The following is a 19,187-nucleotide window of genomic DNA, read 5'->3' as shown; positions in this document are numbered from 1 at the left end:
AAAACGGAGAGGACAGAAAAAACCTGGAAAAGCGAAGCGCTCGCCTTTATCACCGGATTTTCCCGTTAGAAAAGGATCAAAAAATCTGGGGATAACAGCGATTGGAAGGTTATTCTGTCATCGGAGTGGTCTGTGTAAACCCTTTAATTCAACTTATTAACAAACAATCTCTAAAACGGGAGTGTGTCGATGTGAGAGAAAATACCAACAAGCAATACGGATTAACGCAAGCCCAGCGCCGAATATGGTTTATGGAAATTATGAATCCGGGTACGTCCATCACGAAGCTTTCTGCGACCTACCAAATCACGGGTCAGATCGACACATCAATTCTGGAGCAAGCGGCGGTAGAGATCGTCAAAACCTATGACGCATTCCGAATCCGTCTTAGTGGGGATTTACAACATCCAACACAGTGGTTTGAAGAACTGGAGAATGTGCAAGCCAGAATAAGCCACCTCGAATTAGATACGACTGAACAATTTTATACATGGGTAAACGAAATAAGCGAAAAACCGGTAAGTGTGTTTGACGAAAACCTTTACCAATTTACAATTATTCATTTTGCTAACGGGCAGGTATGGCTTAATTTGACCATAAATCATATCATTGCCGACGGTTTGTCCGTAAATGCTTTGTTGCATGCCGTGATGGAAAAATATCTGAAACTGCGTAAAGAAAAACGCAAGGAAAAAGGCAAAGAGAATGAGAATGGCAGAGATAAAGACATCTCAGGTAATGACCAGGCTCCCTCCTATTTGGATTATATTTCTGCTGAGCAAGAGTATGAGCAATCACAACGTTATCAAAAAGGCAAGGAATATTGGCTGTCAAAGTACAGCACGTTGCCTGAAACGACGGGCATCAAATCGGTGCCATCATTCTCCGTTGGCAGTGAGTCCAATAAACTCGCCATCACTTTGGATGGTTCCCGGTATGAACACATTCTGGCCTTCAGTGAGCGATATCAGGTCAGCTTATATACGTTATTTTTGTCCACCATGTACGCTCTGCTGTACAAGCTGACTGACAGCACCGATGTGCCAGTCGGCACGGTTTTCGCCAATCGTACCAGCAAAAAGGAAAAAGAAACCATAGGCATGTTCGTTAGCACCGTGGCCACACGGATTCATCTTGATCCAGACGCTCACCTGCTGTCCCTGATCCAGACCGTTTCCAAGGAAAACACGGCGGATTTGCGGTATCAGAAATATCCGTATAACCAATTGATCCAGGATTTACGTGAGCAACATGGACGCAACGATCTGTCGGAGTTGTTCCGCACATCTCTGGAATATTTGCCTCTAGAAATTGAGGAGTACGAAGAAATTAAAGTACGCCTGGAGGCTCATTTTGCCAGACATGAGATGGACGATTTGCTCTTACGCTTCGACCATATGCTGAATGAAGGACATGTTATTCTGCATGCTTCTTACCGTACTGGCCTGTTCGAAGAGGTCGAGATCGATCGGATTATGGAACAGTATGTAACTGTTCTGGATCAGTTTCTTCAGACTCCCGAATTACGGGTACGTGAACTTTCTCTGCTCAGTGATGAGGAGAGACATCGCATTCTGGACGTTTTTAATCCACCGGTGGCAGAGCTGGGCGAGGGAGAAGCGTTTCATCGATATATTGAAAAGTTTTCGCGGGAAATACCGGATCATCCGGCAGTCATCTATATGGACCAAAAGCTGACGTATGGCGAATTGAACGAGCGCGCCGAACGGCTGGCTTCTCTCCTTCGTGAACAAGGCGTGGGAAGGGAGAGCATTACAGGGATCTGGGCGGAACGTTCTGTCGAACTCCTGGTTGGTGTACTCGCTGTTTGGAAAGCGGGCGGAGCCTATGTGCCGCTAGATCCTGATTATCCGGCAGAGCGAATCGAGTATATGTTAAGTGACAGCGAAGCATCGGTGTTGCTCACACAGCGTCATTTGTTGGAGCGGGCCGGAGGTTGGCTGGCTGATGACAGGCTGAAGCTTCAAGCAGTTTATGCCATGGACGATGAGCAGATTTATATCGGAGATGAGGGTCGTATGGAATTTGGCTCTGCCGAAAGTGCTCCGCAAGACTTGGCTTATGTGATTTACACCTCGGGTACAACGGGACATCCTAAAGGTGTCATGGTTGAGCATGGTAGTCTCGTAAATACGGCGGATGCATACCGGCTTGAGTACCGATTGGATCAGTTCCCGGTACGGTTGCTACAACTGGCGAGTTTCTCGTTTGACGTATTCGTCGGAGATATCGCACGCACGCTGTACAACGGGGGTACGATGGTGATTGTGCCGAAGGATGACCGGATTGATCCAAACCGTTTATACGGCTGGATTCGGGATCAAAACATTACGGTATTTGAATCGACGCCTGCGCTCATTTTGCCGTTCATGCAACATATCTATGAAGAAAAGCTGGACGTTAGGTCCATGCAGTTGCTGATTACCAGCTCGGATGCTTGCAGTGTCAACGACTATCGATTGTTACAGGAAAGATTCGGCGGACAATTCCGCATTATTAACAGCTATGGCGTGACGGAAGCGGCGATTGACAGCAGCTTTTACGATGAGCCTCTGGACAAACTGCCGACGTCGGGCCATGTTCCAATCGGCAAAGCTTGGCTGAACGCCAGATTTTATATTGTTGATGCTGCATTAAAGCCAGTGCCTATAGGGGTTCCGGGAGAACTTGTTATTGGTGGTGCCGGGGTAGCCCGCGGGTACTGGAACCGTCCCGACTTAACCGCAGAGAAGTTTGTAGAGAGCCCGTTTGTGCCGGGCGAACGTCTGTACCGGACCGGGGACTTGGCCCGCTGGCTGGAAGACGGAAACGTGGACTTCATCGGCCGGATCGACTATCAGGTGAAAATTCGCGGGTTCCGAATCGAACTTGGAGAAATTGAAACGGCTCTGTTACGTTATCCTGGCATTAAGCAGGCTGTAGTGATCGACCGTACGGATGAGCAGGGGCAGAAGTATTTGTGTGGTTACGTGGCTGGCGACGTTTCTTTGCAGATAAGCGATCTGCTGTCTCAATTGAAGGAAGAGCTGCCTGTCCATATGATTCCGGCTCGATTTGTATCACTCGATAAGCTTCCCCTGACGCCGAACGGTAAAATTGATCGTAAAGGGTTGCCTGAACCGAGCGGTGAGGTAGAAGCAGGACATGAGTATGTAGCGCCTCGCACCTTGCTTGAAACAAGGATTGCTCTCATTTGGCAACAGGTGCTGGGTATTGCACGAGTTGGCGTTCAAGATGATTTCTTCGACCTGGGAGGGCATTCCTTGCGGGCCTCCTCGCTGGTTTCAAAAATTAGAAAGGAACTGCAAGTCGAGGTTCCGTTGCGGGACGTGTTTCGCTACACCACGATTGAACAGCTGGCCCAGAAAATCGGTAGCTTACAGCAACAGGAAACATACGAGATTACAAAGGCAACCCAGGCAGAGTACTATCCGGTTTCATCTGAACAAAAGCGTTTGTACATCCTGCGCCAGCTTGACGGAGCCGAGCGCAGCTACAATATGTCGGCGGCGCTTCTTCTCGAAGGTGCTTTGGATCATATGCGTGTCCAGCAAGCATTTCGGGCACTGATTCAGCGCCATGAGACGCTGCGCACCGGGATCGAGCAGATTCAGGGCGAGCTTGTGCAGCGCATCTATGATGAGGTTCAGTTTGCCGTGGATTATTTCCAGGCGAACGAGCAGGATTTAGATCAAGTGGTGGAGGCTTATTATCGCCCGTTTGATCTGACCAAGCCGCCACTTCTACGTATTGGCCTGATCCAAGTCGCCGAGGATCGCCACATTCTGTTGTTTGATATGCATCATATCGTCTCCGATGGCATTTCGACTGCGTTGCTTTTTGATGAGTTCAGTCGTCTGTACCGGGGAGAGGCGCTGGCACCGCTACACATTCAATACAAAGATTATGCTGTTTGGCAGCATTCCGAAGCCTATGGGCAGATGCTCCAGCCGCAGAAGAAGTACTGGCTGGAACAGTTGTCGGGTGAATTGCCTGTTTTGGAGCTACCGACGGATTACCCTCGCCCTGCGGTGCAGAGCTTTGAGGGCCGGACTGTAAAGTTTTATATCGGACAAGAACGAACGGATAAGCTGAAACAACTGGCGGCACGGACGGGAACGACGCTGTATATGGTGCTACTGTCGGCGTACTCCATCCTGATGCATAAATATTCGGGCCAGGAAGATCTGATCGTAGGAACGCCGATTGCCGGAAGAACGCAAGAAGAAGTGCAACCTATCGTGGGCATGTTCATCAACACACTGGCCATTCGTAGCCGTCCAGAGCGTTCCAAGTCGTACCTTTCGTACCTTGATGAAGTTAAGGACATCACACTCGGGGCTTTTGAAAATCAAAATTATTTATTTGAGGACTTGGTGGAAAGTCTGCACATTGCGCGCGCGACTGGCCGGAATCCGCTCTTTGATACGTTCTTCTCCCTGCAAAATACGGAGAACGAGCGCATTGTCATCGAGGGGCTGGAGCAATCGTTTTATCCGCTGGAAAACCGGACATCCAAGTTCGAGCTGCTGCTTGATATTTCGGAGTTGGACGGTCAGCTTGAATGTCGGTTGGAGTACGCTACGGCTTTGTACAAACAGGAAACTGCGGAGCGATTCGCCAGACATTATGGCAAGTTGCTCGAAACCATCGTAGCGGAACCGGACGGGGACATTGCATCACTGGAGATGCTTACGGGGGAGGAAGTCCACGAGCTGATGCACGGGTTTAACGATTCGGAAGCGGGCTACCCACGCCAGCAAACCATTCACGGACTGTTCGAAGAACAGGCAGAACTCTATCCGAATAATGTGGCTGCTGTCATGAATGAGAAGCAATTGACCTACCGCGAGTTAAATGAACAATCGAACCGCCTCGCACGAAAACTGCGGGAAACCGGAGTCGAAGCAGATCAGTTGGTGGCCATTCTGGCCGAACGTTCCATTGATATGGTCGTCGGCATTCTGGCGATTCTCAAAGCGGGCGGAGCTTATGTACCTGTCGATCCCGACTATCCGGAAGAGCGTATTCGTTTCATGATCGAAGATTCCGGCGCATCATTATTGCTGATCCAAAAGCATCTGCATGAGAAGACGGACTTTGCTGGAACTCGGCTTGAATTGCATGATTATGTTTGGGAAGATGTCAAGGCAGACTTGGGGAATGCGCTGGATGTTTCGAACTTGGAACCAATATCCGGCCCGGACAATCTGGCCTATGTCATCTACACATCGGGAACGACGGGTAAACCGAAAGGAACGTTGATCGAGCATAAAAACGTTGTGCGCCTCCTGTTTAATGACAAAAACCTGTTCGACTTTGGGCCGTCTGATACGTGGACGCTGTTCCATTCGTTCTGCTTTGACTTCTCTGTTTGGGAAATGTACGGAGCACTATTGTACGGAGGTAAGCTGGTCATTGTACCACCGCTCACAGCGAAAAATCCAGCCGATTTTCTGGCACTGTTAGGCCGCGAACAAGTCACCATTCTGAACCAGACGCCAACGTACTTTTATCAACTGTTGCGGGAGGTCTTGGCAGATCATGTATACGATCTGCGGATTCGCAACGTCATTTTTGGGGGAGAAGCGCTCAGTCCTTTGCTGCTCAAGGGCTTCAAGACGAAATACCCTGATACGAAGCTGATCAACATGTATGGTATTACGGAGACAACGGTTCATGTGACATATAAGGAAATTACGTGGGTCGAGATAGAGGCAGCCAAAAGTAATATCGGTAAACCGATTCCGACACTGAGCGTATACGTTCTGGATGAAAACCGCCGTCCTGTGCCGATTGGTGTGGCGGGCGAAATGTATGTGGCCGGGGAAGGATTGGCCAGAGGATATCTGAACCGTCCGGATCTGACAGCGGAGAAGTTCGTCGATTCCCCTTTTGCGGAGGGGGAGAAACTGTATCGCTCGGGTGACTTGGCCGCCTGGCTGCCGGATGGCAACATCGAATATCTGGGACGGATCGACCATCAGGTGAAAATCCGTGGTTACCGGATCGAGCTGGACGAAATCGAGACTCAGCTTCTAAATGTTAAAGGAGTGGAAGAGGCAGTAGTGCTTGCTCGTGAGGACAGCGGAGGCGAGAAGGCGCTTGTCGCTTACTTTGTGGCGGATCGTACGCTGACAGTCAGTGAAATGAGAACTTCGCTGGCTCAGGAAATGCCGGGTTATATGATCCCGTCATACTTCGTGCAGCTGGAGCGTATGCCGCTGACGTCCAACGGTAAAGTCGATCGCAAAGCACTGCCTGAGCCGCAAGGTGGCATGGACACAGGCGTTGAATACGTAGCACCGCGTAACCATTTGGAGGCTCAACTCGTGAAAATTTGGGAGGAAGTGCTGGGTTTTTCCGGCATTGGAGTCTTGAACAATTTCTTCGAGCTCGGAGGGCACTCCTTGCGGGCAACAAACCTTGTCAGCAAAATTCGGAAGGAAATGAACGCCGAACTCCCGCTACGCGATGTATTCCTCTATATGACGGTAGAGTCGATGGCCGAGGTTATTGCCAGCTTAGGAGAAACGAAACATGCCTCCATTCCAAAAGCAGAGGAAAAAGCATACTATCCGGTTTCTTCTGCGCAAAAAAGGCTGTATGTCCTGAATCAACTGGATAGCTTGGAGTTGAATTACAACCTCCCAAGCGCCTTGCGATTGGAAGGTGCTTTGGATGAGACCAAAGTGGAACGCGCACTGGACACTTTGATAGCCCGTCATGATATGCTGCGCACCGGTTTTGAAATCGTAGATGGAGAGCCAGTTCAACGGATCCATCCACATGCAGGTTTCAAGATCGAGAAGCTTCAAGCAAGTGAAGATCAGATTGCGTCCATTCTTGAAGGCTTTATTCAGCCTTTTGACTTGAGCGCGCCGCCTTTGCTACGTGCCCTGCTGATCCAACTCGGTGAAGAAAAATTCCTGCTCGCACTGGATATTCATCATATTGGTTCCGACGGCCTTTCCATGGACGTACTACTGCGTGAGTTCGTGCGGCTTTACAATGGGGAAGAGTTACCGGAGATGTATATACAATACAAGGATTATTCCGTTTGGCAACAATCCGAGGAGCAGCGACGGCGCGTTGAGCAACAGAAGGAATACTGGCGTGGGGTATTTAATTCCGAGGTTCCGGTTCTTGAGCTACCATCTGACTTCTCGCGTCCAGCTGTTCAACAGTTTGACGGTCAAACGCTCACGTTTACACTGGATGTAGCCAAAAGTGAAGATCTTAAACGTCTTGCAGATAATACGGGATCGACGCTGTACATGCTTTTGCTGGCCGCATACTCCGTATTGCTTCATAAATATGCGGGCCAGGAGGATATCGTGGTCGGCACGCCAATTGCCGCCCGTTCACATGCGGACCTGCAACCGATTATCGGCATGTTTGTCAACACGCTGGCTCTTCGTTTGGGTCCGGCGGCAGAGCGAACGTTCATGGAATACTTGCAGGAAGTGAAGGAAACGACGCTTGGAGCCTATGAGCATCAGGACTATCCGTTTGAGGAACTGGTGGAAACACTTCAGGTGAACCGGGATTTAAGCCGGAATCCGCTGTTTGATACGATGTTTTCTTTACAAAAGCACGAGAGCCTGGATTTAACGATGGAAGGTTTGCAATGGTCGTTGTTTGATATCGAGGAAAAGACAGCAAAGTTTGATCTTAGCTTGGATATTGTGGAAGCGGGGAGAGAGTTGGTTTGCAAGATTGAGTATGCCACCTCGTTATTCAGACCGGAAACGATCGTACGGCTCGCAGGGCATTACGAGCATCTTCTGGAGTCGATCCTGGCTCAGCCGGGAGCGCGGATTGCCGATCTGGATTTCCTGACGGATAACGAAAAGCATGATTTGCTGGTTGGGTTTGACGTGTCGTCTCTGGCTCTCGCGAAACAATCCTCCGAAGAGGAAGAGAGTACGGGCTTGGAATCGCATGAAGCATGGAGGGAGAGAACGTTCCACGAGCAATTTGAGCAACAGGTGGAGCGTACGCCAGAAGTGCTGGCCGTTGTCGACGAAGACAGCAAGCTGACGTATGCGGAGCTGAACGCCAAAGCAAATCGTTTGGCGTATATACTACGGACGCACGGAGTGAAGCCTGAGCAGGTGGTTGGTATTCTGGCTGGCCGTTCCACGGAGCTATTGATTGGGGTGCTTGCCGTATGGAAGGCAGGCGGCGCTTATGTACCGCTTGACCCGGATTACCCTGCGGAACGGATCGAGTATATGCTCGCGGACAGTGGTGCATCTGTCCTGCTCACGCAGACTTGCCTGCTGGAGCAAGCAGAAGTTTGGCGTACTGATGCAGATCTGATGCTGCAAACGGTGCTTGCGCTTGACGACGCGACAACGTACGAACTTGGAGGGAAAGAAGGGACTGTAGGTACACAAACTTGGGATGAAACAGGCACTGAAGAGGGCGCTATGGTACAGGCGGAAGTGAAATTAGCTGTTGCCGAAACCTCTGCCACAGCAGAAGCCGAGAAGAGCACACAAGCGGCAGATCCGATATCCAATCCTGCAAATGTGAACAAGGCGGGTGATTTGGCTTACGTCATTTACACCTCAGGTACAACGGGCCGGCCGAAGGGCGTGGCAGTGGAACATCGCAGCTTGGTGAACACGGCATCTGGTTACCGGCGGGAATACCGTCTGGATCAGTTTCCGGTCCGGTTATTACAGCTCGCCAGCTTTTCGTTCGACGTGTTTGTCGGTGATATTGCGCGCACGCTGTACAATGGCGGCACCATGGTCATCGTACCGAAGGATGACCGAATTGATCCAAACCGGCTGTACGGCTGGATTCGTAACTATGCCATAACGGTGTTTGAATCGACTCCGGCGTTAATCATACCGTTCATGGAACATGTGTATGCCGAAGGTCTCGATGTCAGTTCGATGCAGTTACTGATCACCAGTTCCGATGCGTGTAGCGTAGCAGATTACCGCACCTTGCAGGAGCGCTTCGGATCGCAGTTCCGTATTATTAACAGCTACGGCGTAACGGAAGCCGCGATTGACTCCAGCTTCTATGATGAGCCGATGGAGAAACTGCCGAAGACGGGTAGTGTGCCGATCGGCATGGCGTGGCTGAATGCCAAGTTCTATATCGTGGATGCGAATTTGAAACCGGTGCCGATCGGCGTACTCGGGGAGCTTGTTATTGGCGGCGTGGGTGTGGCCCGCGGTTATTTAAACCGCCCGGATTTGACGGCGGAGAAATTCGTAGATAGCCCGTTCACCGCTGGGGAGCGGTTGTACCGGACGGGTGACCTGGCCCGCTGGATGCCGGATGGCAATGTAGATTTCATCGGTCGGATCGACAACCAGGTGAAAATTCGCGGCTATCGGATCGAGCTTGGCGAAATCGAAGCCGCTATGAATAATGTGGCTGGTGTGCGTCAAGCGCTTGTCATGGATCGGATGGATGAGCGAGGACAGAAATACTTGTGCGCGTATGTCGTAGCGGATTCAAGCTTTGATCTGGAAGGGCTGGTGGCTCATCTGGACACAGCCCTGCCTTCCCATATGGTGCCTGCGCGCATGATGCGTCTGGATCAGATGCCGCTTACGCCGAACGGGAAGGTAGACCGAAAAGCGTTACCTGTACCGGAAGGAAGTGTTCGCGCCGAGGTTGCATACACGGCGCCTCGTACTGCTGCCGAGCAAGCTCTTGCGTTAGTCTGGCAGTCTGTACTTGGTGTGGATCAGGTCGGCACAAAGGACAATTTCTTTGCGCTTGGCGGCGATTCGATTAAGGCTTTGCAGGTATCGTCCCGTCTTTTGCAAACGGGCTACAAGCTGGTCATGAAAGATTTGTTCCATTACCCGACCATTTCCGCCCTTAGTTTAAGATTGCAAACGGTGGAAAAAACGGCTAGCCAGGCCGAAGTGACGGGTGAGGTTATTTTGACCCCGATTCAGCGCTGGTTCTTTGAGCAAAATCCGGCTGATGTGCATCATAGCAACCAGGCGTTTATGCAATTTTCCAAGCAAGGTTTTGATGAAGAAGTTTTACGCCAAGCGATGCATCAGGTGGTTGTGCATCATGATGCTCTCCGCACGGTTTACCGCCAAAGCGAGAACGGTTATACAGCTTGGAACCGTGGCGTCATGGAGAATGAAGCGTTGTTCGATCTGGAAGTTGTCGATCTCAAGGGAGTCCGCGACGTGAAAGAAACGGTAGAGGCTAAGGCGAATGACATTCAAGCTAGCATCGATCTGGAAAACGGCCCCTTGGTGAAACTCGGTTTGTTCCGCTGTGACGACGGCGACCATCTGCTTATTGCCATTCATCATCTGGTTGTAGATGGCGTATCCTGGCGAATTTTGCTTGAGGATTTGGCTACTGGCTATGAGCAGGCGTTGCAAGGACAACACATTCGTCTACCGCTCAAAACGGATTCATTCCAAACGTGGGCAAAACAGCTTGCTGATTATGCCAACAGCCCGGCAATAGAAAGCGAACGAGCGTATTGGCAACAAGTCGAGCAATTGACCTATGAATCACTTCCGAAAGATTTTGAACAAGGCAGATCCAAGCTGAAGGACAGCGGGCTTGTGACGGTTCGCTGGTCAGCAGAGGAAACGGAACAGCTGTTGAAGCAGGCACACCGTGCATACCATACGGAAATGAATGATCTGCTGCTGACCGCGCTTGGCCTTGCGGTACAAGCTTGGAGCGGTCAGAAACGTGTGCTGGTGAATCTCGAAGGCCACGGCCGGGAAGAACTTTTGCCAGATGTGGATATTACCCGTACAGTAGGCTGGTTTACAAGTCAATTCCCTGTTGTACTGGAGCTGAGTCATGTTCAGGCTCTCGGTCATCAGGTGAAACAGGTGAAGGAAGGCTTGCGCCGGATTCCAAACAAAGGAATCGGTTATGGCATTCTGCGTTATTTGTCGATGCCGCGTGAAGGTGAATTCTTCGCTTTGGAACCAGAGATCAGCTTTAACTATTTGGGGCAGTTCGACCAGGATGTCGAAAGCAACGGCATGCAATCTTCTCCGTTCAGTGCAGGCGAGGATTCAAGCCCGAATGCAGTGATGGATTTTGTCCTCGATATCAATGGTATGGTGTCAGAAGGCACGCTGGAATTCACGATCCGTTACGGAGAGACCCAGTATAAACGGGAAACGATAGAGAAATTAGGCACCTTGCTTCAATCGAGTTTACGCGAAGTCATCCGTCATTGTGTTTCGATAGAGCGACCAGAGCTTACACCTAGTGATGTACTGCTTCAAGATGTGACCGTGGAGGAATTGGATCAGTTAGCTGAACAGGTGGCGGCGATTGGAGAACTGGAGAATGTGTATACCTTGACTCCGCTACAAAAAGGGATGTTGTTCCACAGCCTGCTGGATGCTGATTCGGAGGCTTATTTCGAACAGGTGACCTTCGATCTGCACGGAAGCTTGAATGTCGAAGCTTTTGCTAAAGGATTGGATACGTTGGTGCAACGGAATGAGGCGCTGCGAACCAACTTTATTACAGGCTGGAGAGACGAGCCAATTCAAGTGGTATTCCGTGAGCGAAAGTGTGAAGTGTACTTTGAAGATATTCGCTCGGTAAGCGGTGAAGACCTGGAGAAAACCATGGCCGATTTCGTTAGCGCGGATAAAGCGAACAAGTTCGATTTGGCTCAAGGCTCTTTGATGCGAGTAACCGTATTGCGTACAGGCGACGAGTCCTACCATGTGATCTGGAGTCACCATCATATTTTGATGGACGGCTGGTGCATGTCTTTTATGATCAAGGAAGTGTTCGACACCTACTTCGCGTTGCAAGAGAATCGGGAGTTGGAGCTTCCACCGGTTACTTCGTACTCACGGTATATCGAATGGCTGGAAACGCAAGATGTTGCACAAGCTTCACATTACTGGTCCGAGTATTTGGCGGGTTACGACGAGCAGACCAGACTGCCTCAGGAAAAAATGAAGCTGAAACAGCATGCTTTTGAGATGGCAGAAATGGATGTGGAGCTCAGCAAGGAATTGACCAGGGAAATTGAACGGGTGTCACGCCAGCAACAGGTGACGCTTAATACATTCATGCAAACCGTATGGGGACTGGTTCTGCAAATATACAACAACAGTGAGGATATCGTATTCGGCTCGGTCGTATCCGGGCGTCCGGCTGACATTCCAGGCATCGAAAGTATGATTGGCTTATTTATTAACACCATTCCGGTTCGTATTCAAAGCAAAGCATCGGAAACGGTAGCTGATATTTTGAGAAAAACTCAGGATCAGGCACTGACATCGGGACCTTATGAGACATATCCGTTGTTCGAAATTCAGTCGCTGAGTAAGCAAAAGCGCGACTTGATCAACCATATCATGGTCTTTGAAAACTATCCGATGGAAGAACAGATCGAGCAGGTCGTTGGCGGAGACAAAGAAGCATTGAAAATCGCCAATATCCAGTCACCTGAGCAAACAAACTACGACCTGGACATTACCGTCATTCCAGAAGAACATATTTGGCTACGATTCACGTACAATGCACTGACCTTCAGAGAAGAAGATATCAGGTCGATCCACGGTCATTTTGCCCAGGCACTGGAGCAGGTTGCAGCTAATCCAAATATCCGTGTGAATCAGTTGGAACTGTTGACTGCGGCGGAAAAAGAGCAAATTCTCGGTGGCTTTAATCCTGCACAACCGGAAGCAGAAACGGCTCCTGAGCTTGCATTCCACCGATTGTTTGAGGAACAGGCGCAGCGCGCGCCTGACTCGGAGGCCGTCGTGTACGAGAACGAACGTCTAACGTATGCGGAGCTGAATGAGCAGGCGAACCGTTTGGCAGCTACACTGCGCGCAAGTAGCATTGGCCGAGAATCCATCGTCGGCATTCTTGCCGAACGTTCGGTGGATTTGCTGGTAGCTGTGCTAGCTGTCTGGAAAGCAGGCGGCGCGTATGTACCACTCGATCCGGATTACCCGGCAGACCGCGTGCGGTTCATGCTCGAAGATAGCGGAGCGAAGGTACTATTAACGCAAACGCCACTGCGAGAGCGTGCCGAAGCTTGGCTGGACGAAGAGGTCCTGGCGCTGGGTGCGGTGTTGTACCTCGATGATGAAGCATCCTACAGCGGGGAGTCAGCCAATGCACCGATTGGCTCTGGTATGCCATCGGGCTTCGACTCCGGCAAGCTGTTAGGTGCTGTGGACGGTGGTGATGTAGGCCATCCGAATGGTGTTGGCATGGATGATTTCCACGAAGCCCATCCGGAGGATCTGGCCTACGTAATCTACACGTCGGGAACGACAGGACAGCCTAAAGGCGTCATGATCGAGCATCGTAGTCTGGTGAATACGGCGGCAGCATACCGACGGGAATACCGATTAGATCAGTTCCCGGTACGGTTGCTACAGCTTGCCAGCTTCTCGTTTGACGTGTTCGTGGGGGATATTGCGCGCACGCTGTACAACGGAGGCATGATGGTGATTGTGCCGAAGGATGACCGGATCGATCCGTCGCGTCTGCACCACTGGATTGAGCAAGAGCGGGTAACTATTTTTGAATCGACGCCAGCGCTGATCGTGCCGTTTATGGAATATGTGCATGAGCATAAGCTGGATATGAGCCAGATGGAGCTACTCATCACAAGTTCGGATAGCTGCAGCGTGGCAGATTATCGAACCTTGCAGGAACGCTTCGGATCATTATTCCGAATCATCAACGCTTATGGGGTGACGGAAGCGGCAATTGACTCCAGTTTCTACGACGAGTCACTGGAAATGTTGCCAGAGACAGGACATGTGCCTATCGGCAAGGCGTGGTTAAATGCGAAGTTTTACATTGTGGATGCCCACCTGAATCCGGTGCCTGTCGGGGTGCTGGGCGAACTGGTTATCGGCGGGATTGGGGTCGCGCGCGGATACTTGAACCGTCCAGAGTTGACGGAAGAGAAGTTCGTAGATAGCCCGTTCGCCTTAGGTGAGCGCTTGTATCGCACGGGAGACTTGGCGAGATGGACGAAAGACGGCAACGTGGATTTCATTGGCCGAATGGACAACCAGGCTAAGATTCGAGGATACAGGATTGAAACAGGCGAAGTCGAAGCGAAATTACTGGGTGTAAGTGGCATGAAGGAAGTCATCGTCGTTGTAAGGGAAGATCAAGAAGGCCAGAAAGCGTTGTGTGCCTATTATACTGCCGAAGAAGGCTTGACCGTGGCAGATCTGAAACGGGCTATCTCAAGCGAGTTACCAGGATACATGATTCCGTCGTACTTCGTAGAACTGGAGCATCTGCCTCTGACGCCGAATGGGAAAATCGACCGGAAGGCGCTGCCGGCACCGGAAGCGGGTGAAGGTCGTGTATATGTGGCTCCGCGAACCGAACTGGAGGCCAAGCTGGCTGTTATCTGGCAAGATGTTCTTGTTCGGGAGAAGGCAGTGGGTGTAACTGACAATTTCTTCGATCTGGGTGGACACTCCCTGCGGGCGACAACGCTAGTCAGCAAAATGCATAAAGAGCTGGGCGTGCAATTCCCACTTCGCGACGTATTCCGCTATTCCACGGTCGAGGAAATGGCCACGGCTATGGAGCAGCTGGAAAACAGCTCGTTCACAGCTATTCCGGTTGCGGAACCGAGCGCGTATTATCCGCTCTCTTCCGCCCAGAAACGTCTTTATATTTTGAACCAGCTGGAAGGAGCCGAGCTGAGTTACAACATACCGGGAGCTATGTTGCTCGAAGGTGAGCTTGACCGACAGCGGTTTGAAGAAGCGTTCCGTGGACTCATAGCTCGTCATGAAACGCTACGTACTGGCTTTGAAGTGGTGAAAGGCGAAGCGATTCAGCGGATTCATGATGAAGTTGTTTTCCAGGTGGAATATGTGCAGATCAACGCGGAGCAAGCGGAAGAAACGGTACGCCGATTCGTTCGTCCGTTTGATCTTGCGAAGCCGCCACTGTTGCGTGTAGGCCTTGCTGAACTGGCGCCGAACCGGCATATTCTGATGTTTGATACGCATCATATCGTATCTGACGGCGTTTCCATAGACGTATTAATTGAAGAATTCGTGCATTTGTACAGCGGTAAGTCGCTCGATCCACTCCGTATTCAATACAAAGATTATGCGGTATGGCAGCAATCGGGCGAGCAGAAGACGCAGCTTGCCAAACAGGAAGATTACTGGCTGGGCATGTTCCGCGGAGAGCTGCCGGTTTTGGAATTGCCGACAGACTATCCGCGCCCGGCAATGCAAAGTTACGAGGGCCGCACGCTTCAATTGTTTATGAATAACGAACAAAGTGAGGGTCTAAAACGGCTTGCATCCGAGAACGGCGCAACACTTTACATGGTTCTACTTGCTGGTTATACGATATTGTTGCAGAAATACACAGGACAAGAAGACGTGGTAGTCGGTACGCCGATTGCGGGAAGAAACCACAGTGACGTTCAGCCATTGATCGGCATGTTCGTCAATACTTTGGCTATTCGCAGTTATCCGGCTGCCGATAAAACGTTCCTTGACTACTTGGAGGAAATCAAGGAGACAACGCTGGGAGCTTTTGAACATCAGAATTATCCGTTTGAAGAACTGGTGGATAAGGTGGGCGTGGCTCGTGATCTAAGCCGTAATCCGTTGTTTGATACGATGTTTGCTTTGCAGAATACAGAGAACGTGGAAATCCGGCTTCCTGGACTTCGTTTATCGACGTATGACAGCGAAGAGATTGTTTCTAAATTCGATCTAAGTTTAGACGTTACGGAGATGGAGGAAGGGCTGGAATATCTGTTTGAATATGCCACGGCTCTTTATAAAACCGAAACGGTGGAAATTTTGGCATCTCATTACTTGCAACTGCTCGAATCCATTCTTCGTAACCCGTCAGGGACCATTGCTGAATTGGATATCTTAACAACTGTGGAAAAAGAACAAATTCTCGGTGGCTTTAATCCTGCACAACCGGAAGCAGAAACGGCTCCTGCGCTTGCATTTCAACGATTGTTTGAGGAACAGGCGCAACGCGTGGCTGAATCGGAGGCCGTCGTGTACGAAAACGACCGACTAACGTATATGGAGCTGAACGAGCGGGCGAACCGTTTGGCGGCTACACTTCGCACAACTGGCATCGGTCGGGAATCCATCGTCGGCATTCTTGCCGAACGTTCGGTGGATTTGCTGGTAGCTGTGCTGGCCGTCTGGAAAGCAGGCGGCGCGTATGTACCACTCGATCCGGATTACCCGGCAGACCGTGTGAGGTTCATGCTCGAAGACAGTGGAGCGAAGGTACTATTAACGCAAACGCCACTGCGAGAGCGTGCCGAAGCTTGGCTGGGTGAGGAGGAACTGGCGTTGGCGGATGTGTTGTTTCTCGATGACGAAGCATCGTACAGCGAGGAGCGGGCCAATGCGCCGATGAGTTCTGGCATGGATGATTTCCACGAAGCCCGACCAGAGGATCTGGCCTACGTGATTTACACGTCGGGAACGACAGGACAACCCAAAGGCGTCATGATCGAGCATCGTAGTCTGGTCAATACGGCGGCAGCATACCGACGGGAATACCGATTAGATCGGTTCCCGGTACGGTTGCTACAGCTTGCCAGCTTTTCGTTTGACGTGTTCGTGGGCGATATTGCGCGCACGCTGTATAACGGAGGCACGATGGTGATTGTGCCGAAGGATGACCGGATCGATCCATCGCGTCTGCACCACTGGATTGAACAAGAGCGGGTAACTATTTTTGAATCGACGCCAGCGCTGATTGTACCGTTTATGGAATATGTGCATGAGCATCGGCTGGATATGAGCCAGATGGAGCTACTCATCACAAGTTCGGATAGCTGCAGCGTGGCAGATTATCGAACCTTGCAGGAACGCTTTGGCTCGCAATTCCGAATTATCAATGCTTATGGTGTAACGGAAGCAGCCATTGACTCCAGTTTCTACGACGAGCGACTGGAAATGTTGCCAGAGACAGGACATGTGCCTATCGGCAAGGCGTGGTTAAATGCGAAGTTTTACATTGTGGATGCCCACCTGAATCCGGTGCCCGTCGGGGTGCTAGGCGAGTTGGTTATTGGCGGGATTGGGGTCGCGCGCGGATACTTGAACCGTCCAGAGCTGACGGAAGAAAAGTTCGTAGACAGCCCGTTCGCTTTAGGTGAGCGGTTGTATCGCACGGGTGACTTGGCGAGATGGACGAAAGACGGCAACGTGGACTTTATCGGTCGGATGGACAACCAGGCAAAAATCCGGGGCTACCGAATCGAAACAGGCGAAGTCGAAGCGAAGTTGCTACAGGTGGAAGGTGTGCGCGAAACCGTGGTGCTGGTTCGAGATGACGCAAATGGACAGAAAGTTCTATGTGCATATTACACAGCGGATACGGGAATGGATCTAGTAGTGAAAGATCTGCGTAGCGCGCTGGCCCAGGAGTTGCCGGGGTATATGATCCCATCGTACTTTGTAGAACTGGAAAACTTGCCACTAACGCCGAATGGGAAAGTTGACCGGAAGACATTGCCAGAGCCAGAAGAAGGAGCTGGAGGAGGACGTGAATACGTGGCGCCGCGCACTGAGCTAGAGGCGAAACTGGTCGCCATCTGGCAGGACGTGCTCGGACCAATAACAATGGGTGTGACGGATAACTTCTTTGATCTTGGCGGGCACTCCTTACGGGCGACAATGCTGGTTAGCAAGGTGCACAAGGAGTTGAGTGTAGACTTGCCGCTGCGCGAAGTGTTCCGGCACTCGACGATTGAATCGATGGCTGATATCATCAGTCAATTGGAGTGGCAGGAATATCGCTCCATTCCGGTGCTGGACCATAAGGATTACTATCCGCTTTCCTCCGTGCAAAAACGGTTGTACATCCAGCAACAGATGGAGGGCGCGGAGCTTAGTTACAACATGTCCGGCATGACGGTTCTCGTCGGGCGTCTGGAACGGAATCAATTCGAGTCCGCACTCCAAGGATTAATCGCTCGTCATGAAGTTTTGCGAACTGGCTTCGAAATGGTGGACGGTGAACCCGTACAACGAATTTATCCGAACTTGGAGTTTGCCGTCGAGTATACGAAAGCAACAGAAAGTGAAACGAAAAATATCGCAGATGGATTTGTGCGAGTCTTTGATTTGGAGCGGCCGCCGCTGCTACGTGTGGGCTTAGTTGAATGGGAAGCGGAACGGCACTTGTTTATGCTGGACATCCATCATATCATCACGGATGGCATGTCGATGGGCATCTTCGTCGAAGAGCTGTTGCGCTTGTATAACGGTGAGACTCTTGAACCGCTTCGGATTCAATACAAGGAATATGCCGCTTGGCAACAGTCTGAGCCTGTAACAGAACAGCTGAAACGACAGGAAGCCTATTGGCTGGACGTGCTGGAAGGCGAGTTGCCAATACTTGAACTGCCTACGGACTTTGTCAGACCTGCTACTCGCAGCTTTGAGGGAGATGTGCTTTCTTTCCATATCGACCAGCAGATGACGGAAAGCTTGGAACGCATCGCCAATCAGAACGGTGCTACTCTTTATATGGTGTTATCGGCGGCCTATTCCATCCTGCTGAGCAAGTACTCGGGGCAAGAAGACTTCATTGTAGGCACACCGGTTTCGGGTCGCACGCATATCGACTTGGAGCCACTGATCGGAATGTTTGTCAACACGTTGGCCATTCGCCATTATCCTTCGGGGGAGAAGACATTCCTTGCTTACTTGAACGAAGTCAAAGAAACGATGCTCGGGGCTTACGATCACCAGGATTATCCGTTTGAGGAGCTTGTGAAGAAACTTCAGGTACCGCGGGACCTAAGCCGCAATCCTGTATTCGATGTCATGTTTGCTCTGGAAACGAAGGAAGATAACGTTCACAGCTTCGGAAAGATCCAGATCGAATCGTATCCGGAAAAGCATACGGTTGCTCAATTCGATCTGACCTTGGTTATTTCGATGCTGGATGAGGGAATGACCGGGCAGTTTGAATATGCGACCAAGTTGTTTACACGCAATCTGATCGATAATTTCGCTCAGGATCTGCTCTTCATCATCAGCCAGATTGGTGAACAGCCTTCGATGTTGCTGAAGGATATTTCCCTGAACGGACAATCCGAACAGGAACAAGATGAGCTAGAGGCCATTGATATTATGTTCTAAATCTCTTACCCGGCTTGGGTGTATGCCGTATTT

General features: G+C 50.7%; 1 protein-coding gene. It reads left to right on the top strand.

Translation table 11 applies throughout. The annotated features are described in order from the left end of the window. Positions 1 to 191 precede the first annotated feature (191 nt). The gene (locus Q9R46_RS23615) at positions 192 to 19,154 is read left to right on the top strand and encodes a non-ribosomal peptide synthetase (RefSeq protein WP_311282018.1); all 18,963 of its coding nucleotides are present in this window, start codon (positions 192 to 194) and stop codon (positions 19,152 to 19,154) included. Positions 19,155 to 19,187: the final 33 nt, after the last annotated feature.

Origin of the sequence: Paenibacillus sp. RRE4 (genome assembly GCF_031844205.1) — a bacterium.
GTDB classification, from domain to species: Bacteria; Bacillota; Bacilli; order Paenibacillales; family Paenibacillaceae; genus Paenibacillus; species Paenibacillus xylanexedens_B.
This window is presented reverse-complemented; position numbering and strand designations above follow the sequence as displayed.